Origin of the sequence: Sphingomonas sp., assembly GCF_035944535.1 — a bacterium.
GTDB lineage: Bacteria > Pseudomonadota > Alphaproteobacteria > Sphingomonadales > Sphingomonadaceae > Sphingomonas_B.
The window spans coordinates 135,853-162,464 of the sequence record NZ_DASZBC010000003.1; the positions used below are offsets into that span (position 1 = coordinate 135,853).

Genomic DNA, 26,612 nt, shown 5'->3' on the forward strand with positions numbered 1-26,612 from the left:
TAGAGGCTGCACTTAGGCATGCGACCCGAAATCCTCAATCCGCTGTTCGCCGAAGTGGAGGCGCTGAAGGGCATCGGACCGGGTCTGAAGAAGCCGCTCGAACGGCTCGGCCTGAAGCGCGCGGTGGATGTCGCCTTTCATCTGCCCAGCGGCTGGATCGATCGGAAACGGGTGGATCGGCTCGATCAGAGTGACGTGGGCCAGGTTGTCACCATTGCGCTGACGCCCGTCGATTATCGTCAGTCAGGCGGGCGTGGCCCTTTTCGCGTGCACGCGACGGACTCGGCGGGCAATTACGTCAGCCTCGTCTATTTCGGCGGCAACCCGGGATGGGCGAAGAAGCTGCTGCCGTTGGGCGAGGCGCGCACCGTATCCGGCAAGCTCGAAAGCTATGGCGAGTGGCTGCAGATCGTCCATCCGGACCTGGTTCTAAAGCAGGGCGAGGAGCCGCCGGCGACGCGCGAGGCCGTCTATCCGCTGTCGGAGGGCATCACCTCGCGGCGGCTCGGTCAGTTGGTCGAGCAGGCTTTGGATCGCGCGCCCGAACTGCCTGAGTGGATCGAGCCCAGCCTGCTGCGTCAGCGTGGTTGGACGCCTTGGCGCCGGGCTTTGGCGGCGGTGCATGCCGACCCATCCGACCAGGCGGCGCGGTGCCGGCTCGCCTATGACGAAATCTTCGCCAACCAGCTTGCGCTGATGCTGGTCCGCGCCTCGACGCGACGCCGCAAGGGGCAGCCGCTGCAGGGCGATGGACGGCTGCGCGACGCGCTGAAGCTGCCTTATGCACCGACCGGCGCGCAAAGCCGGGCGGTGCGTGAGATTGAAGGCGACCTCGCCCAATCCACGCCGATGCTGCGGCTGCTGCAAGGCGATGTCGGCTCCGGCAAGACGCTCGTGGCGCTGATGTCGTTGCTCGTGGCGGTGGAGGCGGGCACCCAGGGGGCGCTGCTCGCCCCGACCGAGATCCTCGCGCGCCAGCATTTCGACTCGCTGACGCGCATGCTGGCCGGGTTGCCCGTCAACGTTGCCATTTTGACCGGACGCGAGAAGGGGCGGGCGCGGGACTCAACACTGATGGGGCTGGCTGACGGTTCGATCGACATTCTGGTCGGCACTCACGCCATCTTCCAGCAAAGTGTGAACTACAAGCGCTTGGGCCTTGCTGTCGTTGATGAACAGCATCGCTTCGGGGTCGCGCAGCGGCTGATGCTGAGCCAGAAGGCCGAGAAGCCGCCGCACCTGCTGGTGATGACCGCGACGCCCATCCCGCGCACGCTAACGCTGACTCACTATGGTGAGATGGACGTCAGCCGCCTGGACGAGATGCCGCCTGGGCGTCAGCCCATCGAGACTCGGGTGATCTCCGACGAACGACTGGCCGAACTCGTCGACGGGCTTGGGCGGCACATTGAGAGCGGCGGCCAGGCCTATTGGGTCTGCCCGCTCGTCGAGGAGAGTGAGAAGAGCGACCTTGCCGCGGCGGAAGAGCGCGCCGCCGCCCTGCAGCTGCGCTTCGGCGACCGCGTTGGGCTGGTGCACGGCCGCATGAAAGGGCCGGAGAAGGATGCCGTCATGGCGGCATTCGCAAGCGGCCGCCTCTCGGTGCTGGTTGCCACTACAGTGATTGAAGTGGGGGTCGACGTTCCGAAGGCGACCCTGATGATCATCGAACATGCCGACCGCTTCGGGCTCGCCCAGCTCCACCAATTGCGCGGGCGCGTGGGGCGCGGCGAGGGCAAGTCGGTCTGCCTGCTGCTGCGCTCGCCCCAGTTGAGCGAGACCGCGCGCTCGCGACTCGCCCTGATGCGGGATACCAATGACGGTTTCCGCATCGCCGAGGAGGATTTGAAGCTGCGCGGCCCTGGAGAACTGCTCGGCACACGCCAATCAGGTGAGCATGTCTTCAAGCTCGCCACCCCGGATCTGCTCAACGAGTTGCTGCCCGTCGCCAGCCAGGATGCGCGCTTGCTCGTGGACCGCGATGGCGGATTAGAGGGCGAACGCGGCCGCGCCGCGCGACTGGCGCTTTACCTGTTCGAGCGCGACGCCGGCGTGAACCTGCTGCGGAGTGGGTAACATGCAGAGCCGTCATCCGAACTTGTTTCGGGATAAGGTATCGGTCACTCAGCGCTCGAGAGAGCCCTCAAACCTACCGCGGCTCAATCCTTATCCCGAACCAAGTTCGGGATGACGGCCGGGTGTCAAGAGCGGAAGCGCTTGATCAGCGACGTCCGCTTCGTCTCCCAACTCTCCAGTTCCAGCGTCTCTTCCGACTCCATGCCGACAATCTCGTCCGAGCCGGGATCGATGCGCTGGACTTCGGGATGCTGCGCATCGGCGACCGAGAGTAGGGGCGGGCGCGAGGGATCGTCAGGATTTTCGCCGATCACCATCGCCGAGCGGCCGGATTTCAGCCTCACCAACGCGCCGACCGGATAGATGCCGACGCTCTTCACGAACAGTTCGAACATCTCCGGATCGAAATGGCCGGACCAGCCGCGCATCGTCTGGACCGCCTCGACCGGAGTCCAGGGCCTCTTGTAGCAGCGCTCGGACGTGACCGCGTCATAGACGTCGCAGAGCGCGGCCATGCGCGCGAACAAGGTTATGCGGTCGCCAGTCAGGCCGTCCGGATAGCCGCTGCCGTCGAATCGCTCATGATGATGAAGGCACACGTCGAGCGCGTTGTGATTGACGCCGCTGCTGCGCGCCAGCAGCTCCCGGCCGCGCACCGGGTGCGTCTTCATGATGTCGAACTCGTCGGAAGTCAGCTCGCCGGGCTTGTCGAGCACCTCGGCCGGCATCACCGCCTTGCCGATATCGTGCAGCAGTCCTGCCATGCCGGCGTCGCGCACCGCCGCGTCGCCGAAGCGCAGCTCCCGCGCCAGATTGATCATCAGCGCGCAGACGGCGACCGAATGCATGTAATGATATTCGTGCCGGCTCTTCAGCTGCGCGATGCTGAGAAAGGCATGCGGGCTCTGGTCGATCGAGCTGGTGATCTCATCGACCATCGGCAGCAGCTTCTCGGCCTTGATCGCCTTGCCCAGCCGCACGTCCGAATACATGGCCGAGACGACGCGCTTGGAGCGGCCGAACAGCTTGGTGGCGCGCGAATAGCTGGAGGCAAAGCTCTGCGCCGGCCGTTGCACCGGTGCCGGGCGCGCCTGGATATAGGGCGCCGAGGGCCGGGCCGGCGGTTGCCAGCTGGCGGCGGGGTTCGAGATCTCGATCCGCGGATTGGGCGCGACCCCTCGTTCATCGTCGATGAACACGGCGGCGACGGCGCTCTCGCGCACGCGCTGGAGGTCGCGCTCCTTGGTCAGGACGAAGCGGGTGCGCCAGAAGGGATGGTCGAACCAGGAGCCGTCAAAGCCCTGGATGAACATGCCGAGTTCGACCTCGTCCGGCGAAATGCGCTGCAGTGCTATGGCCGTGCCCTCCCCATTGATCCCGGTTTATGGACAGGAGGTTAGAGACTGGTGAATCGGCCGGCTCTCGTGTTAGTCTGAAAGGACGAGGAGTGCGGCTGATGACGAGATTGATGGCGATGATCGCGGCCCTGGCCTTTGCAGCGGGCGCCGCGCATGCGGCGGATTGCTGCAAGGAAGGCGTCGAATGCTGCAAGCAGCACAAGCCCTGCTGCGATCATGAAAAAGGCAAGCCCGAGCCGAAGCCTGAGCCCAAGCCCGAGGACGGCCACGCCCACTAGGGCGCTAGCGAGCTTCCTTCGCCAAGGTGCCGAGCAGCTCCAGATAACGGGGCAAGTCGATCGAGCGGGCGAACTGACAGCCGATGCGGCCGGCCAGCGCCCAGCGCACTTCCGCGTCGCATTCGCCGACCACCGGCAGCCTGATCTTCAGCTTGGCGCCAGGTTCCACTGCCGCTTCGGTGCGCGCCATGAAACCGCTCGCCGAGATGTTGACGAGCTGAAGCGGAACCAAAGTCCCGCCGATCACGGCGCGGGCGCGGTGATAGATTTCCTCACGCGGCTCTTCCCGCCGATCCTGCTGCACCCGTGCGCCGGTGCCGAACGCGATCATTGAGCTTCCTCCGGCTTGCCGGACGAAAGCTAGGGGACCGGGCTTAACGGGCCCGCAAGGAACAGCGTTAAGCGAAACTTGCGCCGGCGCTAATTATCGCCATGGCCGCGCTTGCGCTCGATATGCTCCGGTATCGTGCCGTGCCGCGCATTGCCCGCGGCAGGCAGTGGATGACCGCGCTCCTTGGCATCCGCCGGGCGGTCTTCCGGCTCCACTTCGGCATCGTCGCGCCCGATGATTATGTCGGGGTCATTCTCCTTGGCCATGCCGCACCTCCTTGCATGCTGGGGTCTGCCGACTAGAAGCCGCGGGCGAGGAGATTGTTCATGGCGGATTTCTGGCCGGTCGAGAAAGAGCGCAGGCCGCTCAAGCAGATGCTCGAAAGCGACCCGGACCGGCTCGGCACCCTGACCCTCGAGGCAGCCGGTCTGTATTTCGACTGGACTAAGACGCACCTCACGGCCGATCTCCTGGCCCAGTTCGGCGCGCTTGCCGAACGCCAGGGGCTGAAGCAGGCGCGCGAGGCGCTGTTCGGCGGGCGCGTGGTCAACACCAGCGAGGGCCGTCCCGCTGAACACACTGCCGAGCGGGGCGAGGGCAATCCGGACAGCGTCGCGCGCGCGCGGACGTTCCACAACCGCATGCGGGCGCTGCTCGATGCGATTGAAGCCGGTGCGCTGGGCGATATCCGCCATGTGCTCCACGTCGGCATTGGCGGATCGGCGCTTGGCCCCGACCTGCTGATCGACGCGCTGGGCCGCGAAGCCGACCGCTACGATGTCGCGGTGGTCTCCAACGTGGATGGCGCCGCGATCGAAGAAGCGACCCGCGACTTCGATCCGCACGCGACCCTGCTTCTCGTCGCCTCCAAGACCTTCACCACAACCGAGACGATGCTGAATGCGGCAAGCGCTCTCAGCTGGATGGCGGAAGCGGGGGTCGAGGATCCCTATGGGCGCGTCGTCGCGCTAACCGCATCGCCCGAAAAGGCGATGGAATGGGGCGTCGACGAAACCCGCATCCTGCCCTTTTCCGAGAGCGTAGGCGGCCGCTATTCGCTCTGGTCCTCCATCGGTTTCCCGGTCGCGCTGGCGCTTGGCTGGGACGCGTTCGAGAGCCTGCTCGAGGGCGCCGCCGAGATGGACCGGCATTTCCGCCTGGCCGAGCCCGCCCGCAACGCGCCGCTGCTCGCCGCCTTCGCCGATCTCTATTATGCGCAGCTCCGCGGCTGCGAGACGCGCGCCGTCTTTGCCTATGACGAACGGCTGCGGCTGCTGCCCTCCTACCTCCAGCAGCTTGAGATGGAGTCGAACGGCAAGCGGGTGACACCTTCGGGCGAACCACTCGCCTGGCCGACGGCGCCGATCACTTGGGGCGGAGTCGGCACCGACGCCCAGCATGCCGTGTTCCAGCTGCTCCACCAGGGCACGCGTCTTGTCCCGGTCGAGTTCGTCGCAGTCGCGGAAGCCGGCGACAATCAGGACGAGGCGCATCACCGGACGCTTCTCACCAACTGCTTCGCCCAGGGCGCGGCGCTGATGACCGGCAAGGAGAGCGAGGACCCGCAGCGCGCCTATCCCGGTGACCGGCCCTCCAGCACCATTCTGCTGGAGCGGCTCGACCCCGCAAGCCTCGGCGCGTTGATCGCCTTCTACGAACACCGCACCTTCGCCAACGCCGTGCTGCTCGGCATCAATCCGTTCGATCAATTCGGCGTCGAACTCGGCAAGCAGATCGCCAAGTCGATAGAGAATGAAGGCACCGAGAAGTTCGACCCCTCCACGCGCGCGCTGATGGCGAGGGCATTCCGATGATTTCCCTGTTCATCGCCGCGGCCACGCTCTCCGTCCGTGGCGACCGCCTCTACATTCCGGCCACCATCAACGGGGTCGCGACGGAAGCGGTGCTGGACTCTGCCGCCGAGGCGACGTTCATCGACGATGACTTTGCTCGCCGGATCGGCACGGGCAAGGGCAAGTCCGTGACCGCCAAAGGCTCCGGCGGCAGTGCGGAAGCCGAACTGATCCAGGGCGCGCGGATCGATGCGCTGGGCGTGTCGATGCCGAACCTGACCATCGCCGTCATCGATCTCGACGATGTCGGCCAGCGGCTGTTCGGACGGCGGCTGGACGCGATCGTCGGCCGCGAGCTGTTCGACGCCAGCCGCCTGTCAATCGACATCGAGGGCGGCCAAATCGCCGCCATTCCCCGCACGAGCCAACCGAAAGGCGTTCGGCTGCCGCTAAAGTCGCATCACGGCATCGAGACGATGCCGGTGACGATCGAGGGCAAGGCGGTGCTGGCGGAGTTCGACTTGGGCAACGGCTCCGACCTGCTGATCGGCAAGCCCTTCGCGGAGCGGAGCGGTCTGCTCGCCCGCAGCCATGGCGCCGAAAAGGGCGGCGGCATCGGCGGCGCGGTCGACCGCCGCATCGTCACGCTCCGGACGATCCGAATTGCGGGCGTGACCTTCCGCAATGTCCGGGCTGCCATAGACGAGCAGCCCAACGCCGGCGATGCGAATGTCGGCGTCAAACTGCTGCGGCGCTTCCGCATCGTCACCGATTTCGCGCAAAAAGCCGTCTGGCTGCAGCCTCGGTCCGGCAAGCGCTAAGGAGCACCTGATGGCTGAGTTCGACTATGACCTGTTCGTTATCGGGGGCGGCTCGGGCGGCGTACGCGCGGCGCGAGTATCAGCGGCGCACGGCGCGCGCGTGGCGCTGGCCGAAGAGCATAAGGTCGGCGGCACCTGCGTTATCCGTGGCTGCGTGCCGAAAAAGCTGCTCGTCTATGGCGCGCACTTCGCGGAAGACCTGGCCGATGCCCGCCGCTTCGGCTGGAACGTTCCAAAGTGCGACTTTGACTGGCCGACGCTCCGCGACAATGTGCTGGCGGAGGTGGACCGGTTGAACGCCGCTTACACCACGACCCTTGAGAGCAACAAGGTCGAGATCATTCTGGAGCGGGCGACAGTCGCCGGCCCAAATACGGTGCGGCTGGCGAGCGGCCGCGAGGTTTCCAGCCGCTATATCCTGATCGCGACAGGCGCCTGGCCCGCTATCCCAGACGTGCCCGGCTCCGAACATGGCATCACATCCAACGAGGTCTTCCATCTCGACACCTTGCCCAAGCGCGTTCTGATTGCGGGAGGCGGCTATATCGCCAATGAGTTCGCCGGCATCTTCCACGAGTTCGGGTCGGAAGTGACGATTCTGAACCGCACCGATGTGATCCTGCGCGGCTATGACGAAAGCATCCGCGACCGGCTGCTGCAGATCTCGATGATCAAGGGAATCAACTTCCAGTTCAACTCCACCTTCAAGAGCATCGAGAAGACAGGCGAGGGGCTGCACATCACCTTCGATGGCTGCGAGCCGATGGACGTCGACCTGCTGCTCTTCGCAACCGGCCGCGTGCCTCACACCAAGGGGCTCGCGCTTGAAGACGCAGGAGTGAAGCTGGACAGAAATGGCGCCGTGGTGGTCGACGAAGACAGCAAGTCCTCTGTCGACAGCATCTATGCCGTGGGCGACGTCACCAATCGCGTGCAGCTCACTCCCGTCGCCATCCGCGAGGGCCAGGCGTTTGCCGACACGGTGTTCGGCAACAAGCCCTGGCGCGTCGACTATCATTGCATCCCCTCGGCCGTGTTCAGCCATCCGCCGCTGGCCGGTGTGGGGCTGACCGAAAGCCAGGCCAAGCAGAAATATGGCGCCGTCCGGGTCTATTCGTCGGACTTTCGGCCGATGAAGAACGTCCTCGCCAACCGCAACGAGCGCGCACTCTACAAGATGGTGTGCGAAGCGGAGACGGACCGCATTCTGGGCCTGCACATGATCGGCCCCGACGCTCCGGAAATCCTGCAGGCCGCTGCCGTAGCGGTGAAGGCCGGCCTCACCAAACAGGCATTCGACGACACCGTCGCCCTCCATCCCAGTATGGCCGAGGAGCTGGTGCTGCTCCGTTGACGTGCTATATTGCGCGAAATTGTAGGAGTGGTCCCATGCCGCAGATCAACGTTTCGGTGCCGGACGGCCTGAAGAACTGGATCGACCAGAGGTTGGACGAAGGACGCTATAGCAGTCCGAGCGACTATATTCGTGATCTTCTGCGCGAGGATGAACGACGCGCCCGAAGATTGGCCAAGTTGCAAGCCGCTATTGACGAGGGGCGAGCGTCCGGGCCTGGCCGGGACTATCGGAGCGTCTTCGAGGAGCTGCGAGAGAAGCGTCACGCGTCTGCATGACGAGCCTGCTCATTCAGCCATTGGCTGAGCTGGACCTTATCGAGATAGAAGGGTTCAGTCGTGACAATTTCGGCGACGACGTTGCGCGGTCCTATATGGATGCGATCGAGAGAGCATTGGATCGGCTACTCCTTCATCCTCAATCGGGAGCACACTTTGAAGGGATCAGGCCCCCGATCCGCTATCTTAGCATCGGCAAGCACAGAATTTTTTACGACTTCGATGGCAAGGCGATTTCGGTCGTGCGGGTGCTACATCAAGCAATGGTTCCGGAAGATCACCTTTGATCGGTTCGGTGCCTTTCTGTTCGTCAGGCGGGCAGCTCGAACAGGTCGGCCGTGATCGTCTTCTCGTCCTTGCCGAGCCGCTCCGATGAAGGACTGTCGCAGATAACGAGCAGGGCGCGGCCGACGTCATCCATCAGCGCCAGGCCTTCAGGGTGGTCTTCGCCGCGGCCGAAGGGAAGTTCGAGGATGCGCTCCGGCCGGTGGAGACGCACCTTGCGATCGTGCAGCGGCGGGTCGCTCACCCAGTCGGCCCAGCGATAGACGGCGCACGGGCCACTCAGCCCTGTCGTCGGCCCGGCCAAGATCAGCAGGTCGTCGCCGTGCCGCTTCAGGTCGCGGATGCCGAGCCCTTCCATTGCGAGCAGTCGCACCGTGGGGCTGCCGTTCAGCGCGATCCGCCCGGACTTCCTCGTCGTGACCGACAGTTCCAGCAGCACGGCATGGGTGCCGATCACCGGGCCCCGCAACCCCAGCGCCACGCGATCGCCGCAGACCGCGATGCCCTCGACATCCAGGCCGCCTTCCTTGGCCGGAACCTTGGTGAAGGGCGCGAGCAGTGGGTCGTCGCGCAGGGCCTTGGCGAGCGCATTGCCGTGCTTGGTCTGCGGCATCAGTCCGGCTCGGCGCTTGCCGTCGATCTTGACCGGCTGCCAGCCGGCTCCGTCCGGGAGCAGCGGCAGCCGGGCCAGCAGGCAGCGCGAGCGCGTGTCGCGCAGGTCGGCGAGCTGCTCGAGATCGATGCAGCCATCCTCCTGCTTTTCGGCCTTAGGCCGGGTCCGGGCATGGCTGCCGACGACCCAAAGCCAGCCGTCGCACTCGGCAAGCCCTTCGATGTCCGCCTCGGCTTCCGGATCGGCAAGGTCGAGCAGATCGGCAAGGGGGAAACGGCGATGATCGCCGGCGCCGTCAGGCCTGATCGTCAGCCGCTCGATCGCGCAGGCCTCGTCGCCGCCGACGAACAGGCTCGCCCCGATCCGCACGCTTGCCGACAGGTTGGTGACGGTCTCGTCATCGCCGGCCGCGTCGAAGCGCAGCGGGATCCGCCCGATCGGCTCGGCAGGCGGCGGCCAGCCCCTCATTGCGGCTTCATCAACTCGAGCACGGCGAGCGTCATTCCCTCGGTTCCGAGGCGGATCGATGGTTCGGGATCGATCTTGAACAATGGTGAGTGGTGAGAGGGGACGGGCGGGCCGCCTGCCTTTTGCGCGTCGAATGCTGCCTGTGGCGTGCCGCCGACCCAGAAATAGACGCCCTTCACGCCCAGCTCGGGCTGGACGAAATAGGCGAAGTCCTCCGCACCCATGCCGGTGCGGGGAGGGGAGATGACGGCCTGATCGCCGAACGTCTGGACGAAGCGGCTACGGATCCGCGCGGAAAGTGCTGGGTCGTTGACGGTGGCCGGGGTCGATTGAACCACCGTCACTTGCGGCAGTTTGTCTTCGGGCAGACCGTTCATGCGGCCGACATTGGCCGCGACACGCCGGATGCCGGCGAGAAGGGTCTTGCGCACCGTCTCGTCGTCGGCGCGCACCGTCAGCTGCAGCTCGGCCCGGTCGGAAATGATGTTGTGCTTCAGGCCGCTGCGGAACGCGCCGACAGTCACCACCGCCGGCTGCAGCGGTGCGATCTCACGGCTCACCAAAGTCTGGAGCGCCATCACCAGTTGGGCGCCCATCACGATCGGGTCCTTGCCCATGTGCGGCGAGGCGCCATGCGCGCCAACCCCGTGGATCACGATATCGACGCTGTCGGATGAGGAGGCGGTGATCCCCGGATCGGCCGCGATGCGCCCGGTCGGATGTTCGGACGTGACATGGAAGGCGAGCGCATATTGAGGCTTGGGAAAGCGGGTGTAGAGCCCGTCCTCGAGCATCTTGCGCGCGCCGCCGATCCGCTCTTCGGCCGGCTGGACGATGAAGAGGATGGTGCCGCGCCACTGATCCTTCATCGCCGCCAGCCGCCGCGCAGTGCCGACCAGCGACGTGATGTGCACGTCATGCCCGCAGGCATGCATGACCGGCTGCTCCTCGCCCTCGAGGTTCTTCTGCCGGACGGTCGACGCATAGGGCAGGCCGCTCGCCTCCTTGACTGGCAGCCCGTCCATATCGGCACGGACCAGCACCACCGGGCCCTCGCCATTCTTCATCACGCCGACCACGCCGGTGCCGCCTACGCCCTCGGTGACGGTCGCTCCGGCGGCGCGCAGCTGCTGCGCCATGATCTTGGCCGTCCGCGTCTCGACGTAACTCAGTTCCGGATTCTTGTGAAAGTCGACGAACAACGCGTTGAGTGACTTGTCGTAATCGGCCTTGATTGCATCCGAAAGCGGCGACGCGACCGCGCCCGACGAAAGCAGAGCGAGAGTGGCGATCAGGGACTTCATGCGGCTTCCTTGCGGTTGGAGACGAGATCGCCGACCACGGACGGATCGGCGAGGGTGGAGGTGTCGCCCAGGTTCGAGGTGTCGCCCTCGGCGATCTTGCGCAGGATGCGGCGCATGATCTTGCCTGAGCGGGTCTTGGGCAGGCCGGGCGCGAACTGGATCACGTCGGGGCTGGCGATCGGGCCGATTTCGTTCCGCACCCATTGAACCAGCGACTTGCGCAGTTCCTCGGTCGGCTCCTCGCCGACGTTCAGCGTCACATAGGCGTAGATGCCCTGACCCTTGATCTCGTGCGGCATGCTGACAACCGCCGCTTCGGCGACCTTGGGGTGCAGCACCAGCGCGCTCTCCACTTCGGCGGTGCCCATGCGATGGCCAGAGACGTTGAGAACGTCATCGACCCGCCCAGTGATCCAGTAGTAGCCGTCCTCGTCGCGGCGGCAGCCATCGCCGGTGAAATATTTGCCCGGATATGTGGTGAAATAGGTCTGGAAGAAGCGGGCGTGGTCGCCCCAGACGGTGCGCATCTGCCCCGGCCAGCTCTTGGCGATGCAGAGATTGCCCTCGGCCGCGCCCGCCAGCACATTCCCCTCGCCGTCGACGATCTGCGGATCGACGCCGGGCAGCGGCTTAGTCGCCGAGCCAGGCTTCAGCTCGGTGGCGCCGGGCAGGGGAGCGATGAGGGCACCGCCAGTCTCCGTCTGCCACCAGGTGTCGACGATCGGGCAACGGCCTTCGCCGACGACCGAATGGTACCAGCGCCACGCTTCGGGGTTGATCGGCTCGCCAACGGTGCCGAGCAACTTCAGCGACTTGCGGCTCGTCTTTGCGACCCAGTCATCGCCCTCGCGCATCAGCGCACGAAGCGCGGTCGGGGCGGTATAGGCGATCTCCACTTGGTGCCGGTCGACGACCTCCCAGATGCGAGACGGCGTCGGCCAGTTCGGCACGCCTTCGTACATCAGCGTCGTGGCACCGTTCGCAAGGGGGCCGTAGAGGATGTAGCTGTGCCCGGTCACCCAGCCGATGTCGGCCGCGCACCAGTAAATCTGGCCGGGTTGGTAATCGAAGACGAGCTCATGCGTGTAGCTGACCCAGGTCAGATAACCGCCGGTCGTGTGCAGAACGCCCTTCGGCTTGCCCGTAGACCCTGAGGTGTAGAGGATGAACAGCGGGTCCTCCGCCCCCATCGGCTCGGGCGGGCAATGATCGTAGCCGTCGTAAAGGAGCGAAGCCCAATGGTCGCGGCCCTCCATCATGGTCACTTCTGCGCCGGTCGCCTCTACGACGACGACGCTCTTGACACCGGGGCAGTGGGTCAAGGCGGTGTCCACATTCGCCTTAAGCGGTATTCGTTTGCCGCCTCGACGGCCTTCGTCTGCCGTCACTACTATCGAGCTGTCACAGTCTTGAATACGACCCGCCAGTGCGTCTGGAGAGAACCCGCCGAACACGACTGAGTGGATCGCGCCGATCCTCGCACAGGCTAGGATAGCGAAGGCTGCCTCCGGAATCATCGGCATGTATATAGTGACGCGGTCTCCTTTGGCCGCGCCGGCGCGCTTCAGAATGTTGGCAAATGCGCAAACCTCACGATGCAGCTGCCGATAGGTGAAGCGGCGGGGTTCCTCGGCGGGATCGTCCGGCTCCCAGATGATCGCGACCTGGTCCGGCCGGGTCTTCAGATGCCGGTCGATGCAGTTGGCAGACGCGTTGAGCTTGCCATCCGGATACCAGCTAATGTGAAAATCTTCTTCGCGGAACGACCAGTCGCCTGCGATCTCGGGCCGCTTGATCCAGTCCAGCCGTCGCGCCTGCTCCAGCCAGAAACTGCCCGGATCGGCGAGCGAGCGCCCATAGAGCTGCGTATATTTGTCGGCATTGACGCGGGCGCGCTTCGCCCAGTCTCCCGGCACCGGATAGATGTCCGCCATTCCGCTCCCCTATTCTTGCCGCGGACCTTAGTCTGCGGCCAAACCGATGCAATGGTTCACACGAGCCGCGCGGGCGCCAAGAAGAAGGCGTTGTTCGCGCGGAGACGCGGAGACGCAGAGAGTTCGCGCCTGCAACGAGGTCGCTCCTGTTCTTCCAGCCGGACCAGATATGTCGCTGCGCACCGGGTCAAATGCGGCCTCTCCGCGTCTCTGCGCCTCCGCGCGAACAATCTCTCCTTCCTGTCCTGGCGCCCTCGTGTGAACCCCATCCATTGCCTTCTGCACGAAAGCTTGAAATGAGCGGACCCATGCAGACCATTCTCGACGAACTCGAAAAGCGCCGCGAACAGGCTCGGCTGGGCGGCGGACAAAAGCGGATCGACGCGCAGCACGCCAAGGGCAAGCTCACCGCCCGAGAGCGGATCGAAGTCCTGCTCGACGAAGGCTCGTTCGAAGAGCTCGACATGTATGTCGAGCACAACTGCACCGATTTCGGCATGCAGGACCAAGTGATCCCGGGCGATGGCGTGGTCACCGGATCGGGGACGATCAACGGGCGCCTCGTCTTCGTGTTTTCCCAGGATTTCACCGTGTTCGGCGGCTCGCTGTCCGAACGTCATGCGCAGAAGATCTGCAAGATCATGGACATGGCCCTCAAGGTCGGCGCGCCGGTGATCGGCCTCAACGACTCTGGCGGGGCGCGCATTCAGGAGGGCGTGGCGAGCCTGGGCGGCTATGCCGAAGTGTTCCAGCGCAATGTGCTGGCCTCCGGCGTGGTGCCGCAGCTCTCGCTGATCATGGGCCCATGCGCGGGCGGCGCCGTCTATTCGCCGGCCATGACCGACTTCATCTTCATGGTGAAGGACTCGTCCTACATGTTCGTGACCGGCCCGGACGTGGTCAAAACGGTCACCAACGAGGTCGTGACGCAGGAGGAACTGGGCGGCGCCGTCACCCACACGACCAAGTCCGGCGTCGCCGACGTCGCCTTCGAAAACGACATCGACGCGCTCTTGGCCGCGCGCGACTTCATCGACTTCCTGCCGCTGTCGAACCGCGAACATGTGCCGGAGCGGCCCACCTCAGACCCCTGGGACCGGACCGACGAGAGCCTCGACACGCTGATCCCGGCCAACGCGAATCAACCCTATGACATGCACGAGCTCATTCGGAAGACGGTCGACGAAGGCGATTTCTTCGAACTGCAGCCGGCGCATGCGGGCAACATCATCATCGGCTTCGGGCGGATCGAGGGCCGCACGGTCGGCATCGTCGCCAACCAGCCGATGGTGCTGGCGGGCGTGCTCGATATCGCCAGCTCGAAAAAGGCGGGCCGCTTCGTCCGCTTCTGCGACGCCTTCGACATCCCGATTGTGACCTTCGTTGACGTGCCCGGCTTCCTGCCCGGCGTCGCGCAGGAGCATAACGGCATCATAAAAAATGGCGCCAAACTGCTCTTCGCCTATGCCGAAGCGACCGTGCCCAAGATCACCATCATCACGCGGAAGGCCTATGGCGGTGCCTATGACGTGATGGCCTCCAAGCACCTGCGCGGCGACTTGAACTACGCCTGGCCCACCGCCGAAATCGCCGTGATGGGCGCAAAAGGCGCGGTCGAGATTATCTTCCGCGGCAAGACGCCGGAGGAGATTGCGAAACGCACGGCGGAATATGAGGCGAGGTTTGCCAACCCGTTTGTGGCAGCCAGCAAGGGCTTCATCGACGAGGTGATCATGCCGCACTCCACCCGGCGCCGCATCGCGCTGGGGTTGCGCAAGCTGAGGGGAAAGCAGCTCGAGAACCCGTGGAAGAAACACGACAATATACCGCTCTAGGGAATTCGACGATGTTCGGCTTCTTCACCTACCCGCAGAAAGTCCATAATCGTTTGTACAAGCTTGGCTGGCGACCAGATACGGTCCCGCCGATCTCTAATATCTGGCTTCAGCTCATTCACACGCTCAGGAAGAACGGAGTTTCGCCGGATGATGCGGCGACTCTCTTAGACGGTGCTCTGCAAGGCGATCGTGCAAGTTTACGGGCAGTGAGCGGGAAAGCCGGCCTTTTCGGGCTCATGTATTTCGGAAATGAAGAGACGTGGGATCAGCACCCCGAAGCGTTTCGCAGGAAATAGACATGAAACTCGGCCGCTTGAACCATGTCGGGGTGGCGACACCCTCCATCGCAAATTCCATCACCTTCTACCGCGACGTCATGGGGGCGGAGGTGATCGGGGAGCCGTTCGACCTGCCCACGCAGGGGGTAAGAGTGTGCTTCGTCGACACGCCGAACAGCCAGATCGAGCTGATCGAGCCGCTGGGCGAGGGCTCGCCGATCCATGGCTTTCTCGCCAAGAACCCGGCGGGGGGGCAGCATCATCTCTGCTACGAAGTGCCCGACATCCACGCGGCCAAGGCCTGGTTCGAGGCTAAGGGCGCGAGGGTGCTCGGCGAACCGCGGATCGGGGCGCATGGCACGCCGATCTTCTTCGTGCACCCTAAGGACATGGGCGGCGTGCTGACCGAGATCATGGAGACGCCGCGCGACCACTGACGGACGCGCGAACATTCCTTCTCCGTTCGCTTCGAGCGAAGTCGAGAAGCGGACCAATTACCGAGCAAGCGTTTCTCGACTTCGCTCGAAACGAACGGAGTAGTTTTTGACCTACCAGACCATTCGCACCGAACGCACCGGCGACGTGCTGACCATCACCCTCAACCGCCCCGAGCGCCTCAATGCCGCGCCGCCCGAGATGTTCGACGAAATCGCCGATGCTCTCGACCATCTGGACGGCGCTCGGGCGGTGCTGATCACCGGGGAGGGAAGGGCCTTCTGTTCGGGCGCCGATTTGGCCGGGCGCGGCGACCGCACCGACGTAAGCGGCGGGCAGGGCGCGTATCGCGCGCTCACCCGGAGCTACAATCCGACGATGGTGAAGATCGCGCGGCTGGACGTGCCGGTGGTGACGGCGGTGAACGGCCCCGCCGCCGGTGTCGGCTGCAGCCTTGCGCTCGCTTCCGACTTCGCGATCGCGGGTGAGAGCGCCTATTTCCTCCAGGCCTTCGTCAATATCGGCCTGGTGCCGGACGGCGGCGCGAGCTGGATGCTGGCGCGGCTGGTCGGCAAGGCGCGCGCGACCGAGATGATGCTGCTCGGCGAGCGCATCCCCGCTGCCAAGGCAGAGGCCTGGGGGCTGATTTATAAGGCCGTGCCGGATGCCGAGCTGATGGATCATGCGAATGCGCTGGCGGCGCGCCTCGCAGCCGGCCCGACGCTGGCGCTCGGCCTGATGCGCCAGGGCCTCGCGGCTGCGCTGGAAAGCGATTACGCTAAGGCACTGACGATGGAGGCTGAAAACCAGCGCATTGCCGGCGACTCGGAGGATGCGCGGGAAGGCGGCATGGCGTTCCTGCAAAAGCGCAAGCCGGCGTTCAAGGGGCGGTAAACTCCAAGATCGTCAGCCCGGGCTTGACCCGGGCCAAGGCTTCTTTCTTAGGAAGGAGAAGCCCAGCCCCGGCTCAAGGCCGGGGCGACGAGAATGGTGGTATCGTGTTGAACAAGCCCACAGTCGCGGACTGGTCCGCCCTCGCCGCCAAGGAAGTGAAGGGCCGCGACCTGACCTGGCGCACGCCGGAAGGGATCGCCGTCAAGCCGCTCTACACGGCCGAGGACTCAGCCGAGCTCGAACCCGGCCTGCCCGGCTTTGCGCCCTTCACCCGCGGTGTCCGCGCGTCCATGTATGCCGGGCGCCCCTGGACCATTCGCCAATATGCCGGCTTCTCGACCGCCGAGGAGTCGAACGCCTTTTACCGCCGCAACCTCGCGGCCGGACAGAAGGGGCTCTCCGTCGCCTTCGATCTCGCTACGCACCGCGGGTACGATAGCGACCACCCCCGCGTTACCGGCGATGTCGGCAAGGCGGGCGTTGCGATCGACACTGTCGAGGACATGAAGATCCTGTTCGACGGCATTCCGCTCGATCAGATGTCCGTTTCGATGACCATGAACGGCGCGGTGATCCCGATCCTCGCCTTCTTCATCGTCGCGGCGGAGGAAAGCGGCGTCTCCCAGGAGAAGCTCGACGGCACCATCCAGAACGACATCCTCAAAGAGTTCATGGTGCGGAACACCTACATCTATCCGCCCGACCCGAGCATGCGGATCGTGTCCGACATCATCGGCTACACCTCGGCCAACATGCCGAAGTTCAACTCGATCTCGATCAGCGGCTATCACATCCAGGAAGCCGGCTCGACGATCGTTCAGGAGCTGGCCTTCACGCTGGCGGACGGCATCGCCTATGTCCGCGCCGCGCAGGAGAGCGGACTGGATATCGACGCCTTTGCAGGGCGTTTGAGCTTCTTCTTCAATATCGGCATGAACTTCTTTATGGAGGTGGCGAAGCTCCGCGCCGCCCGCCTGCTCTGGCACCGCGCGATGACGATGCTGGGCGCCAGGCAGGAGCGGTCGAAGATGCTCCGTACCCATTGCCAAACCTCGGGCGTTTCGCTCCAGGAGCAGGACCCGTACAACAACGTCATCCGCACCACCATCGAGGCGATGGCGGCGGTGCTGGGCGGAACCCAGTCGCTCCACACAAACGCCCTCGACGAAGCGATTGCGCTGCCCACCGACTTCTCCGCTCGCATCGCGCGCAACACCCAGCTGGTGATCCAGGAAGAGACCGGCATCACCAAGGTCGTCGATCCGCTGGGCGGCAGCTATTACATCGAAGCGCTGACCAACGAGCTTGCGACCAAGGCCTGGGAGATCATCGAACGGGTCGAGCGTGAGGGCGGCATGGCCAAGTGCGTCGCCGCCGGCTGGCCCAAGGCGATGATCGAGGAAGCCGCCGCCGCCCGCCAGGCCCGGGTCGATCGCGGCGAGGACGTGATCGTCGGCGTCAACAAATATCAGCCGGCGGAAGAAGGCAAGATCGACATCCTCGAAGTCGACAATCACCGCGTCCGCGAAGCCCAGATCGCGCGCATCGAGCGGGTGAAGGCGGGGCGTGACGAGGCGGCGTGCCAGGCTGCGCTGGATGCGTTGCGAGAGGGTGCGCGCTCAACCCCCAACTCGGTTCGGCCTGAGCTTGTCGAAGGCCTCCCTTCTTTGGCTCCGCAGCAGGAAGACAAGGGAGGGCTTCGACAAGCTCAGCCCAAACCGAGCCTAAAGACAAATCTTCTTGCGCTCGCAGTCACCGCCGCCCGGGCGCGCGCCACGCTCGGCGAGATCAGCAAGGCACTTGAAGACGTGTTCGGCCGCTACGGCACCACGCCGACGCCGGTGAAGGGCATCTATGGCGGCGCCTATGCCGATGACAGCCGCTGGGCGGCGGTCGTGGCCGGCGTCGAAGCGTTCGAACACCGTCGCGGCCGCAAGCCGCGCATTCTTGTCGCCAAGATGGGCCAGGACGGGCATGACCGCGGCGCCAACGTGGTCGCGTCGGCCTTCTCCGATCTGGGCTTCGAGGCGATCAGCGGGCCCTTGTTCCAGACGCCGGAGGAGACGGTGGTGCTGGCGCTCGAGAAGGACGTCGACGTGGTCGGCGCCTCCAGCCTCGCCGCCGGACACAAGACGCTGATCCCGGAGCTGATCCGCCTGCTGCGCGAGGCCGGGAGGCCGGATATCCGCGTCACCGCGGGCGGCGTCATCCCGAGCCAAGATTATGAGTTTCTCCGCCAGGCCGGGGTTGCCGGCATCTACGGTCCCGGCACCAACTTGGTCGAATGCGCCGCCGACGTGCTGCGCCTGCTCGGCCACAACATGCCGCCAGTCGAGGAAGCTGCCGAGTGAGTGAGGTATTGACCTGTTCCCCGGCGCAGGCCGGGGCCCAGCCTTGTTCTGGACCCCGGCCTGCGCCGGGGAACACGGGGATCAGGACCGACTGGACCCGCGAAGAAATCCGCGCCCTGTTCGAGCTCCCCTTCACCGAACTCCTGTTCCGCGCCGCAACCGTGCACCGCGCCCACCATGCGCCGGACCAGGTCCAGCTCTGCACCCTGCTCAGCATCAAGACCGGCGGCTGCCCGGAGGATTGCGGCTATTGCTCGCAATCGAAGTTCGCCGATAGCGGCGTCAAGGCGACCAAGCTGATGGACCCGCGCGCGGTGCTGCAGATGGCGGCGCAGGCCAAGGATGCGGGCTCGCAGCGCTTCTGCATGGGCGCGGCCTGGCGCAACCCGAAGGACCGCGACATGCCTGCCATCGTCGAGATGGTGAAGGGCGTGCGCGCCATGGGGCTGGAGACCTGCATGACCTTGGGCATGCTGACGCCTCTTCAGGCCGAACAGCTCGCCGCCGCGGGCCTCGATTATTACAACCACAATATCGACAGCAGCCCGGAATATTATGAGCGGGCGATCACCACGCGGACCATGGCCGACCGGCTCGACACGCTGGCGCATGTGCGCGGGGCGGGGATCAATGTCTGTTCGGGCGGCATCGTCGGCATGGGCGAGACGCGGGAGGACCGGGTGGGCTTCATCCACACGCTGGCGACGCTAGAGCGGCACCCGGAAAGCGTGCCCGTCAACGCGCTGGTGCCGGTCAAGGGCACGGTGCTGGGCGACATGCTCGCCGATACGCCGATGGGCAAGATCGACGATATCGAGTTCGTCCGCACCGTCGCCGTCGCGCGCATCACCATGCCGCGCAGCATGGTCCGCCTGAGCGCGGGCCGCGAAAGCATGTCGGAAGCGACCCAGGCCCTCTGCTTCCTCGCCGGCGCGAACAGCATCTTCACCGGCGACAAGCTGCTGACCGCGCCGAACGCCGGCGACAATGCCGACGCGGCCCTCTTTGCAAAGCTGGGATTGACGGCGCTGCAAGGCGAAGAGCCGATGCGGGTAGCCGCGGAATAAACATCTCGTCACCCCGGACTTGATCCGGGGTCCAGCTTGTTCTTGAGGAGCGCGGAGGAAGCGGGATGCAGGACGGGTCCGGCATGACGGTCAGGGGAGAGACAAAAGGATGTTCAAGAAAATCCTGATCGCCAATCGCGGCGAGATTGCGTGCCGGGTGATCCGGACTGCCAAGAAGATGGGGATCGCGACGGTCGCGGTTTATTCCGACGCCGATGCGCGCAGCCCGCATGTGATGATGGCGGACGAGGCGGTGCGGCTGGGGCCGCCGCCGGCCGCCGAAAGCTATCTGCTGGCCGATGCGATCCTCGCTGCGTGCAAGTCGACGGGGGCGGAGGCGGTGCATCCGGGCTATGGCTTCCTGTCGGAGCAGACCAGTTTTTGCCAGCTGCTGTCCGACAACGGCATCGCCTTCATCGGCCCGCCGCCGAACGCGATCGCGGCGATGGGCGACAAGATCGAGTCGAAGAAGCTCGCCAAGGCCGCGGGCGTGAATGTCGTGCCCGGTTATCTGGGCGACATCGCCGACACGGACGAGGCGGTGCGGATCGCATCCGACATCGGTTATCCGGTGATGATGAAGGCCTCGGCCGGCGGCGGCGGCAAGGGCATGCGGCTCGCCTGGTCCGAACAGGATGTGCGCGAAGGCTTCGAGGCGACCAAGCGCGAAGGGCTCGCCAGCTTCGGCGACGACCGCGTGTTCATCGAGAAGTTCATCGAAAGCCCGCGCCACATCGAGATCCAGCTGCTCGGCGACCAGCACGGCAACATCGTCTATCTGAACGAGCGCGAATGCTCGATCCAGCGCCGCCACCAGAAGGTGGTGGAGGAAGCACCGTCGCCCTTCGTCACGCCCGAGATGCGCCGCGCGATGGGCGAGCAGGCGGTGGCGCTGGCGCGGGCGGTCGGCTATTTCAGCGCCGGCACGGTGGAGCTGATCGTCTCCGGCGCCGACCCGACCGGCAAGAGCTTCTACTTCCTCGAAATGAACACCCGGCTGCAGGTGGAGCACCCGGTGACCGAGGCGATCACCGGCCTCGATCTGGTGGAGCAGATGATCCGCGTCGCCGCGGGCGAGCCGCTCGGCTTCACCCAGGCCGATGTGCGGCTGAACGGCTGGTCGGTCGAGAACCGGGTCTATGCCGAGGACCCGTATCGCGGGTTTTTGCCGAGCACGGGGCGGCTGGTGCGGTATCGACCCCCGGCTACCCAAACTCCGTTCGCTTCGAGCGAAGTCGAGAAGCGGGGTTCGGAGAAGGTGGATGCGCGTTTCTCGACTTCGCTCGAAACGAACGGGACCTCTTCTCCATACATCCGCGTCGACGACGGCGTGCTCGAAGGCGGCGAAGTCTCCCGCTTCTACGACCCGATGATCGCCAAACTGATCACTTGGGCGCCCACGCGCGAGGCGGCGATCGACAAGCAGATCGAGGCGCTCGACCGGTTCGAGATCGACGGCCTCAGCCACAATGTCGATTTCCTGTCCGCGCTGATGCAGCACCCGCGCTTCCGCTCCGGCGCGCTCACCACGGGCTTCATCGCCGAGGAGTATCCGGATGGCTTTCACGGCGCGCCCGCGTCGGACCAGCTGCTCGACCAGCTCGCCGCCGTCGCCGCGATGATCGGTCTCGAAACCGATGCCCGCGCCGCCGAGATCAGCGGTCAGCTCAACGGCTCGGAAGGCGTGGCCGCCGAACGCGTCGTGCGGATCGCGGGCCGCGACCTGCACCTCTCGTTCGACGAGGATGAGGACGGCCTGATCGCCACCATCGATGGCGACCGCAGCCTGTCACTCTCGGGCGACTGGACGCCGGGCCAGGCCCTGTTCGAAGGCAATGTCGACGGCGAGCCCGTCGCCCTGCGGATCGAGCGAAAGGGCCTGCAGTGGAAGCTCACCACCCGCGGCGCCGCGCATCTCGTCCAGGTACTGCCACCCCATATTGCCGCGCTCACCCGGCACATGATCGAGAAGGTGCCGCCGGACCTCTCCAAATTCCTGCTCTGCCCGATGCCGGGGTTGCTGGTGTCGCTGAACGTCGGCGAGGGCGACAAGGTCGAAGCTGGCCAGCCGCTCGCCACGGTAGAGGCGATGAAGATGGAGAACATTCTCCGTGCCGAAAAGGCAGGCGTGGTGAAGCGGGTCGAGGCGAAGCCCGGCGACAGCCTGCAGGTCGACGCGGTGATCCTGGAGCTGGAATAGCTAAGCGTCGAGGATCGCCACTGCCCTGATCCAGCCGGCGCTTGCCCGGGCGATCTTCACCGGGAAGCAGCTGAGCGTGAACCCCGCGGCGGGAAGCGCCTCCAGGTTGGTCAGCTTCTCGATCTGGTAATAGGGCCGAATGCGGCCGGCCTTATGGCCTTCCCAGATGACTGAGGGATCGCGGGCCTCGGCCCAGCGCCTGGCGGTGTGGCTGAACGGCGCGTCCCAGCTCCAGGCATCGGTCCCGACCACCTGCACGCCGCGTTCTGTCAGGTAAAGCGTCGCTTCCGCGCCCATGCCGCAGCCCTGGTCGGTAAAGTTCTCGGTGCCATAGACTGCACCCGATTGGACCAGCACGATGTCGAGCGGCTGGAGCTCATGGCCGATCCGCGCCAGCTCTGCCTCCACTTCGGCGGCGCGCACAACATGGCCATGCGGGCGGTCGGAGAAGTCGAGCTTCACGCCCGGGCGCAGGAACAGGTCCAGCGGCGCTTCGTCGATCGAGGGGGCAGGGGAGGCGCCCGCGTCCGTCGTCGAATGGAAGTGCCAGGGTGCATCCATATGCGTGCCGTTGTGCGTGGACAGCGTCACTTGCTCCACCGCCCAGCCTTCGCCGTCCGGCAGGTCCTCTCGGGTCAGGCCCGGGAAGAAATGCGCGATCTGCGGCCAGGTGCTTTCATGCGTCATATAGGTGACGCTGGGCCGCATCACCTCGGGGTCGGAGACCACATCGTTGGTGATCGGGATGGACAGATCGATGAAGCGGGGCATGCACCCTTATTCCGTTCGTATCGAGCGAAGTCGAGATACGCTTCTCGACTGCGCTCGAAGCGAGCGGGGTTAGGTGATCCAGAGGCGGAGAAGGTAAGCCACCGAGCCGACCGCCAGCACGCCCGCCGCCCACAGCGCCAGGAACCAGCCGATCCGCTTCAGCCAGAGCCTAGTGATAGCCGGCCTCGGCGACCTTGCCGCGGAACACCCAATAGCTCCAGGCTGTGTAGGCGAGGATGATCGGGATCAGCACCGCCGCTCCGACCAGCATGAAGATCTGGCTCTTGGCGGGGGCGGCTGCCTCCCAGATCGTCACCGCGCCCGGCACGATCTCCGGAAAGATCGAGATGCCGAGACCGAGCAGCGATAGTCCGAACAGCGCAAGCGTGTAGAAAAAGGGGCTGCGCTCGTGCCCTTTCGCCAGCGCGCGGAAGAGGAGAAAGGCCGTGATCGCCACCAGCAGCGGCACTTGCGCGGTCGCCAGCACGCCGGGCCAAGCAAACCAACGGCGCCAATATTCGCCCTCCAGGAACGGCGTCGCCGTGCTCACCGCGCCGATCGCGACCAGAGTGGCAATGGCGAGCGGCCTGGCCCAGCGCCGGGCATCGTCATGAATGCGGCCTTCGGTCTTCCACATCAGCCAACAGGCGCCGAGCAGCGCATAGCCCGCGACCAGGCTGGCGCCGGTCAGCAGCGAGAAGGGGCTCAGCCAGTCCCACCAGCCGCCGCCATAGGCGCGGCCCTCGACCGCAATCCCTTGCAGCAGCGCGCCGAGTGCAATGCCTTGCGCCAGAGTTGCGGTGAGGGAGCCGGCAAAGAAGGCCCAATCCCAGAAGGCGCGGTGCGCCGGGTCGCGCCAGCGAAACTCGAAAGCGACGCCGCGGAACACGAGTCCGAGCAGCATCGCGATCAAAGGGGCGTAAAGCGCCGGCAGGATGATCGCATAGGCGAGTGGGAAAGCGGCCAGCAGCCCGCCGCCGCCCAGCACCAGCCAGGTCTCGTTCCCGTCCCAGACAGGCGCGATCGCGTTCATCGCCGCGTCCCGCTCCTTGCCGACCTGGAAGCTCGGGAAGAGGATGCCGATGCCGAGATCGAACCCGTCCATCACGACGTACATCGCGATGGCAAACGCGATCACGAAGGCGAAGATCACGGTGATGGTGGGATCGGGCGTCATGGCAATGCCCACCTGACACCCAGAACCGGTTCGGGCTGAGCCTGTCGAAGCCCTCCCTTTTTGCGGCTTGCACCCCGAAGAAGAAGGGAGGCCTTCGACAAGCTCAGGCCGAACCGAGCATTAATGACCGAAGCCATCACCGCGCCCCCTCCGCCACATCGGGACGCGGATCGATGCGCCGGTCGACCTGGCTTGCCGGCGTGATGCCGGCGGTGCGGATCGGGGCGTCGGCCAAGCCGGGGTCGTGCGGCTGCGGTGCGTGGCCCATTAGCTTCAGGATATACCAGGTGCCGATGCCGAACACGGCGAAATAGACGATCACGAAGGCGATCAGCGAGCTCGCCACAGCCGGCGCGGCGAGTGGCGCGACCGAGTCCGCGGTCCGCAGCACGCCGTAGACGGTGAAGGGCTGGCGGCCGACTTCGGTCGTCACCCAGCCGGCGATCACGGCGACGAAGCCTGCCGGGCCCATCAGCACTGCCCAGCGATGCAGCAGACGCCAGTCATAGAGGCGTTTCGTCAAGCGGGCGACGAGGCTTGCCAGGCCGAGAGCCGCCATCAGGAAACCGAGCCCCACCATTATGCGGAACGACCAAAAGACGATCGCCACCGGCGGCTCGCGATCATCGGGGATGGTGTCGAGGCCGGCCAGCGGCGCATCGGCATCGTGCTTCAGGATCAGCGACGAGGCCTTGGGGATCGCCACAGCATAGTCGACGCGTTTCTCCGCCTGGTTCGGCAGTCCGAACAGGATCAGCGGCGCGCCGTCCGGGTGGCTGTCGAAATGCCCCTCCATCGCCATCACCTTGGCAGGCTGATGCTCGAGCGTGTTCAGGCCGTGCAGGTCGCCCAAGACGATCTGCAGCGGAGCGACCAGGGTCAGCATCCACATGGCCATGGAGAACATGGTGCGAGCGGACTGACTATGCGGAGCAGAATGAGGACTCGCCGTGGCGGGCGGCGGCGCGTCAGAGCCGACCGACGGCGCGCCTTTGCCGTGCCGCTCCCTCAGTAGGTGAAAGGCGCCGACCGCTCCGACCACCAGCGCCGTTGTCAGATACGCCGCCGTCACCGTGTGGGCGAAGCGATAGGGGAAGCTGGGGTTGAAGATGATCTCCCACCAGCTTCCCGTTGGCAGTAGCTGACCCGTCGGCCCGACCGAAAAGCCCACCGGCGTCTGCATCCAGCTGTTCACTGACAGGATCCAGAAGGCGGAGATCGCCGTCCCCAGCGCCACCATGCAGGTTGCGACGAAGTGCATGCCCCTGCCGACCCGCTCCATGCCGAACAGCATCACGCCCAGGAATCCCGCCTCCAGGAAGAAGGCGGTCAGCACCTCGTACTGCATTGGCGGTCCGATCACCGGACCCGCCTTGTCGGAGAAGACCGACCAGTTGGTGCCGAACTGATAGGACATGACGATGCCGGAGACGACGCCCATCGCAAAGGCGATGGCGAAGATCTTCAGCCAATATTTGAACAGGTCGAAATAGACGGCCTTGCCCGTCTTCAGCCACAGCCCCTCCAGCACCATCAGGTAGGAGGCGAGGCCGATCGAGAAGGCCGGGAAAATAAAATGGAAGGAGACGGTAAAGGCGAACTGGACGCGTGCCAGGAGCAACGCCAGTTCGCCATCGGTCACGCCGCCTCTACCTCCCGCCGTTCGGCGAGCTTGCGCTCCCAAGCCAGCGCATCCTGGATGATCGTGTCGAGGTTGTCGCGCTCCGGCCGCCATGGCAGGGCGGCGAGGATCGCGCTGTTGTCGGCGACGAGCTCGGGCGGATCGCCCGCGCGGCGCGCTTCCATGCGCCGCTCGATCGTCATGTTGGTGACCCGGTCCACCGCGTCCAATACCTCGAGCACCGAAAAGCCTCGGCCATAACCGCAGTTGAGCGTGTAGCTCCGTTTCGGCTCTGCAATCAACGCTTCCAGGGCGTGGAGATGCGCCGCCGCCAGGTCACTGACATGGATATAGTCGCGAATGCCCGTGCCGTCGGGGGTGGCGTAGTCGGTGCCATAGACGGAGACGTGGGAACGCTTGCCCGTCGCCGCTTCGACCGCGACCTTGATCAGGTGGGTGGCGCCCGCCGTCGACTGGCCGGTGCGCCCCTGCGGGTCGGCGCCCGCCACGTTGAAATAGCGGAGCGCGCAAAAATTGAGCGGATGCGCCGCGCTCACGTCGCGCAGCATCTTCTCCGTCATCAGCTTGGACTCGCCATACGGATTGATCGGACGGGTGGGCGTATCTTCGGTGATCGGCACCGTCTCGGGCATGCCATAGGTCGCGGCTGTCGAGGAAAAGATGAAATGCCTGACCCCGCACTCGACCGCGCTCTCGATCAGCGAGCGCGATGCGGCGGTGTTGTTCCTGTAATATTTGAGCGGCTTCTCGACCGATTCCGGCACGATGATCGAGCCCGCGAAGTGCATGATCGCGCCGACCTGGTGCCGGGAGAGCGTGTCGCGCACCAGCGCCTCGTCGTCGATCGAGCCCTCGACGAACTGGGCGCGCTCATCCACCGCCCAGCGGAAACCCGTCACCAGATTGTCGATCACCACGACCGGATAGCCGGCGTCCAGCAAGGCGAGCACGGCATGGCTGCCGATGTAACCGGCACCGCCGGTCACCAACACGGTAAGCTTGGTCATGAAGTCCCCTTAGTTCGGCCTGTTGACCGGTAAAAGACTGCGACCCAATGGGGGTTCCA

The 26,612-nt window shown here is 65.2% G+C and carries 25 protein-coding genes; 14 read left to right on the forward strand and 11 right to left on the reverse strand.

Annotated features, from left to right (window positions below; translation table 11 throughout):
- The first annotated feature begins 18 nt into the window (after positions 1 to 18).
- Positions 19 to 2,076, forward strand: coding sequence for an ATP-dependent DNA helicase RecG (recG, locus tag VGT77_RS02570; protein ID WP_327459276.1), 2,058 nt, complete (start codon positions 19 to 21; stop codon positions 2,074 to 2,076).
- Between the two features lie 125 nt (positions 2,077 to 2,201).
- Here the strand turns inward: recG and VGT77_RS02575 are convergent, their stop codons facing one another.
- Complete coding sequence (locus tag VGT77_RS02575; protein WP_327459596.1) at positions 2,202 to 3,452, reverse strand: HD-GYP domain-containing protein; 1,251 nt, start codon at positions 3,450 to 3,452, stop codon at positions 2,202 to 2,204.
- An 80-nt stretch (positions 3,453 to 3,532) separates the two neighbouring features.
- Between VGT77_RS02575 and VGT77_RS02580 the strand changes: the two genes are divergently transcribed.
- The gene (locus VGT77_RS02580; RefSeq protein ID WP_327459277.1) at positions 3,533 to 3,712 is read left to right on the forward strand and encodes a hypothetical protein; all 180 of its coding nucleotides are present in this window, start codon (positions 3,533 to 3,535) and stop codon (positions 3,710 to 3,712) included.
- 4 nt (positions 3,713 to 3,716) lie between these two features.
- Here the strand turns inward: VGT77_RS02580 and VGT77_RS02585 are convergent, their stop codons facing one another.
- Together VGT77_RS02585 and VGT77_RS02590 are read right to left on the reverse strand one after the other, a co-directional pair.
- Positions 3,717 to 4,043 (reverse strand): PilZ domain-containing protein, encoded by a 327-nt coding sequence (locus VGT77_RS02585; RefSeq protein WP_327459278.1) that lies wholly within the window; start codon positions 4,041 to 4,043, stop codon positions 3,717 to 3,719.
- 89 nt (positions 4,044 to 4,132) lie between these two features.
- The gene (locus VGT77_RS02590; RefSeq protein WP_327459279.1) at positions 4,133 to 4,309 is read right to left on the reverse strand and encodes a hypothetical protein; all 177 of its coding nucleotides are present in this window, start codon (positions 4,307 to 4,309) and stop codon (positions 4,133 to 4,135) included.
- A gap of 60 nt (positions 4,310 to 4,369) precedes the next feature.
- On the opposite strand from VGT77_RS02590, the gene pgi reads away from it, so the two are divergent.
- From pgi to VGT77_RS02615, 5 genes are read left to right on the forward strand one after another with little or no spacing between them, the layout of a single operon-like run.
- Positions 4,370 to 5,857 carry a glucose-6-phosphate isomerase gene (gene pgi, locus VGT77_RS02595; RefSeq protein ID WP_327459280.1) on the forward strand — a complete coding sequence of 496 codons (1,488 nt, stop codon included), beginning with the start codon at positions 4,370 to 4,372 and terminating at the stop codon, positions 5,855 to 5,857.
- Positions 5,854 to 6,657 (forward strand): retropepsin-like aspartic protease, encoded by an 804-nt coding sequence (locus tag VGT77_RS02600; protein ID WP_327459281.1) that lies wholly within the window; start codon positions 5,854 to 5,856, stop codon positions 6,655 to 6,657. The genes pgi and VGT77_RS02600 overlap by 4 nt, the downstream gene beginning before the upstream one ends.
- 10 nt (positions 6,658 to 6,667) lie before the next feature.
- A complete protein-coding gene (gene gorA / locus VGT77_RS02605) occupies positions 6,668 to 8,011 on the forward strand; it encodes a glutathione-disulfide reductase (protein WP_327459284.1) in 1,344 nt (447 codons plus the stop codon).
- Between the two features lie 35 nt (positions 8,012 to 8,046).
- Positions 8,047 to 8,289 (forward strand): type II toxin-antitoxin system ParD family antitoxin, encoded by a 243-nt coding sequence (locus VGT77_RS02610; RefSeq protein WP_327459286.1) that lies wholly within the window; start codon positions 8,047 to 8,049, stop codon positions 8,287 to 8,289.
- Positions 8,286 to 8,576: a type II toxin-antitoxin system RelE/ParE family toxin gene (locus VGT77_RS02615; RefSeq protein ID WP_327459288.1), complete on the forward strand. Its 291-nt coding sequence runs from the start codon at positions 8,286 to 8,288 to the stop codon at positions 8,574 to 8,576. The genes VGT77_RS02610 and VGT77_RS02615 overlap by 4 nt, the downstream gene beginning before the upstream one ends.
- Positions 8,577 to 8,599: 23 nt before the next feature.
- On the opposite strand, the gene VGT77_RS02620 is transcribed toward VGT77_RS02615, so the two are convergent.
- The 3 genes from VGT77_RS02620 to acs are packed head-to-tail and all read right to left on the reverse strand — an operon-like array spanning position 8,600 to position 12,893.
- On the reverse strand, positions 8,600 to 9,655 hold the full coding sequence (locus VGT77_RS02620; protein WP_327459290.1) for a DUF3616 domain-containing protein: 1,056 nt from the start codon (positions 9,653 to 9,655) through the stop codon (positions 8,600 to 8,602).
- Positions 9,652 to 10,959 carry an amidohydrolase gene (locus tag VGT77_RS02625; protein WP_327459292.1) on the reverse strand — a complete coding sequence of 436 codons (1,308 nt, stop codon included), beginning with the start codon at positions 10,957 to 10,959 and terminating at the stop codon, positions 9,652 to 9,654. The genes VGT77_RS02620 and VGT77_RS02625 overlap by 4 nt, the downstream gene beginning before the upstream one ends.
- Positions 10,956 to 12,893, reverse strand: a complete 1,938-nt coding sequence (gene acs, locus VGT77_RS02630; protein WP_327459294.1) for an acetate--CoA ligase — start codon at positions 12,891 to 12,893, stop codon at positions 10,956 to 10,958. Before acs ends, VGT77_RS02625 begins: the two co-directional genes overlap by 4 nt.
- 308 nt (positions 12,894 to 13,201) lie before the next feature.
- Here acs and VGT77_RS02635 point away from each other — a divergent pair, with 308 nt between their 5' ends.
- The 7 genes from VGT77_RS02635 to VGT77_RS02665 all read left to right on the forward strand — a co-directional run bounded on the left by VGT77_RS02635 (position 13,202) and on the right by VGT77_RS02665 (position 21,956).
- Entirely contained in the window at positions 13,202 to 14,728 is a 1,527-nt protein-coding gene (locus tag VGT77_RS02635; RefSeq protein WP_327459296.1) for an acyl-CoA carboxylase subunit beta, read from the forward strand.
- 11 nt (positions 14,729 to 14,739) lie between these two features.
- On the forward strand, positions 14,740 to 15,027 hold the full coding sequence (locus VGT77_RS02640) for a hypothetical protein (protein ID WP_327459298.1): 288 nt from the start codon (positions 14,740 to 14,742) through the stop codon (positions 15,025 to 15,027).
- 2 nt (positions 15,028 to 15,029) lie between these two features.
- Entirely contained in the window at positions 15,030 to 15,446 is a 417-nt protein-coding gene (gene mce / locus VGT77_RS02645; RefSeq protein ID WP_327459300.1) for a methylmalonyl-CoA epimerase, read from the forward strand.
- A 106-nt stretch (positions 15,447 to 15,552) separates the two neighbouring features.
- Positions 15,553 to 16,338, forward strand: coding sequence for an enoyl-CoA hydratase-related protein (locus VGT77_RS02650; RefSeq protein WP_327459302.1), 786 nt, complete (start codon positions 15,553 to 15,555; stop codon positions 16,336 to 16,338).
- Between the two features lie 104 nt (positions 16,339 to 16,442).
- On the forward strand, positions 16,443 to 18,689 hold the full coding sequence (gene scpA, locus VGT77_RS02655; protein ID WP_327459304.1) for a methylmalonyl-CoA mutase: 2,247 nt from the start codon (positions 16,443 to 16,445) through the stop codon (positions 18,687 to 18,689).
- A gap of 80 nt (positions 18,690 to 18,769) precedes the next feature.
- Positions 18,770 to 19,756 carry a biotin synthase BioB gene (gene bioB, locus VGT77_RS02660; protein WP_327459598.1) on the forward strand — a complete coding sequence of 329 codons (987 nt, stop codon included), beginning with the start codon at positions 18,770 to 18,772 and terminating at the stop codon, positions 19,754 to 19,756.
- Positions 19,757 to 19,865: 109 nt separating this feature from the next.
- Positions 19,866 to 21,956: an acetyl/propionyl/methylcrotonyl-CoA carboxylase subunit alpha gene (locus VGT77_RS02665; RefSeq protein ID WP_327459306.1), complete on the forward strand. Its 2,091-nt coding sequence runs from the start codon at positions 19,866 to 19,868 to the stop codon at positions 21,954 to 21,956.
- On the opposite strand, the gene VGT77_RS02670 is transcribed toward VGT77_RS02665, so the two are convergent.
- The 5 genes from VGT77_RS02670 to galE form a co-directional block, all read right to left on the reverse strand.
- Positions 21,957 to 22,727 (reverse strand): cyclase family protein, encoded by a 771-nt coding sequence (locus VGT77_RS02670; RefSeq protein WP_327459308.1) that lies wholly within the window; start codon positions 22,725 to 22,727, stop codon positions 21,957 to 21,959. It abuts the gene before it with no gap.
- Positions 22,728 to 22,796: 69 nt separating this feature from the next.
- Complete coding sequence (locus VGT77_RS02675) at positions 22,797 to 22,940, reverse strand: DUF2474 domain-containing protein (RefSeq protein WP_327459600.1); 144 nt, start codon at positions 22,938 to 22,940, stop codon at positions 22,797 to 22,799.
- Positions 22,897 to 23,904 carry a cytochrome d ubiquinol oxidase subunit II gene (cydB, locus tag VGT77_RS02680; protein ID WP_327459309.1) on the reverse strand — a complete coding sequence of 336 codons (1,008 nt, stop codon included), beginning with the start codon at positions 23,902 to 23,904 and terminating at the stop codon, positions 22,897 to 22,899. The genes VGT77_RS02675 and cydB overlap by 44 nt, the downstream gene beginning before the upstream one ends.
- Before the next feature lie 136 nt (positions 23,905 to 24,040).
- Positions 24,041 to 25,546: a cytochrome ubiquinol oxidase subunit I gene (locus VGT77_RS02685; protein WP_327459311.1), complete on the reverse strand. Its 1,506-nt coding sequence runs from the start codon at positions 25,544 to 25,546 to the stop codon at positions 24,041 to 24,043.
- On the reverse strand, positions 25,543 to 26,553 hold the full coding sequence (galE, locus tag VGT77_RS02690) for a UDP-glucose 4-epimerase GalE (RefSeq protein ID WP_327459313.1): 1,011 nt from the start codon (positions 26,551 to 26,553) through the stop codon (positions 25,543 to 25,545). Before galE ends, VGT77_RS02685 begins: the two co-directional genes overlap by 4 nt.
- Between the last annotated feature and the right edge of the window lie 59 nt (positions 26,554 to 26,612).

Coding starts and splice junctions, on each gene's coding strand:
- recG (WP_327459276.1), top strand. CDS start 19: ATGCGACCCGAAATCCTCAATCCGCTGTTCGCCGAAGTGGAGGCGCTG.
- gorA (WP_327459284.1), top strand. CDS start 6,668: ATGGCTGAGTTCGACTATGACCTGTTCGTTATCGGGGGCGGCTCGGGC.
- VGT77_RS02590 (WP_327459279.1), bottom strand. CDS start 4,309: ATGGCCAAGGAGAATGACCCCGACATAATCATCGGGCGCGACGATGCC.
- VGT77_RS02635 (WP_327459296.1), top strand. CDS start 13,202: ATGCAGACCATTCTCGACGAACTCGAAAAGCGCCGCGAACAGGCTCGG.
- acs (WP_327459294.1), bottom strand. CDS start 12,893: ATGGCGGACATCTATCCGGTGCCGGGAGACTGGGCGAAGCGCGCCCGC.
- VGT77_RS02620 (WP_327459290.1), bottom strand. CDS start 9,655: ATGAGGGGCTGGCCGCCGCCTGCCGAGCCGATCGGGCGGATCCCGCTG.
- mce (WP_327459300.1), top strand. CDS start 15,030: ATGAAACTCGGCCGCTTGAACCATGTCGGGGTGGCGACACCCTCCATC.
- VGT77_RS02625 (WP_327459292.1), bottom strand. CDS start 10,959: ATGAAGTCCCTGATCGCCACTCTCGCTCTGCTTTCGTCGGGCGCGGTC.
- VGT77_RS02640 (WP_327459298.1), top strand. CDS start 14,740: ATGTTCGGCTTCTTCACCTACCCGCAGAAAGTCCATAATCGTTTGTAC.
- galE (WP_327459313.1), bottom strand. CDS start 26,553: ATGACCAAGCTTACCGTGTTGGTGACCGGCGGTGCCGGTTACATCGGC.
- VGT77_RS02600 (WP_327459281.1), top strand. CDS start 5,854: ATGATTTCCCTGTTCATCGCCGCGGCCACGCTCTCCGTCCGTGGCGAC.
- VGT77_RS02670 (WP_327459308.1), bottom strand. CDS start 22,727: ATGCCCCGCTTCATCGATCTGTCCATCCCGATCACCAACGATGTGGTC.
- VGT77_RS02585 (WP_327459278.1), bottom strand. CDS start 4,043: ATGATCGCGTTCGGCACCGGCGCACGGGTGCAGCAGGATCGGCGGGAA.
- pgi (WP_327459280.1), top strand. CDS start 4,370: ATGGCGGATTTCTGGCCGGTCGAGAAAGAGCGCAGGCCGCTCAAGCAG.
- VGT77_RS02665 (WP_327459306.1), top strand. CDS start 19,866: ATGTTCAAGAAAATCCTGATCGCCAATCGCGGCGAGATTGCGTGCCGG.
- cydB (WP_327459309.1), bottom strand. CDS start 23,904: ATGACGCCCGATCCCACCATCACCGTGATCTTCGCCTTCGTGATCGCG.
- VGT77_RS02615 (WP_327459288.1), top strand. CDS start 8,286: ATGACGAGCCTGCTCATTCAGCCATTGGCTGAGCTGGACCTTATCGAG.
- VGT77_RS02580 (WP_327459277.1), top strand. CDS start 3,533: ATGACGAGATTGATGGCGATGATCGCGGCCCTGGCCTTTGCAGCGGGC.
- VGT77_RS02610 (WP_327459286.1), top strand. CDS start 8,047: ATGCCGCAGATCAACGTTTCGGTGCCGGACGGCCTGAAGAACTGGATC.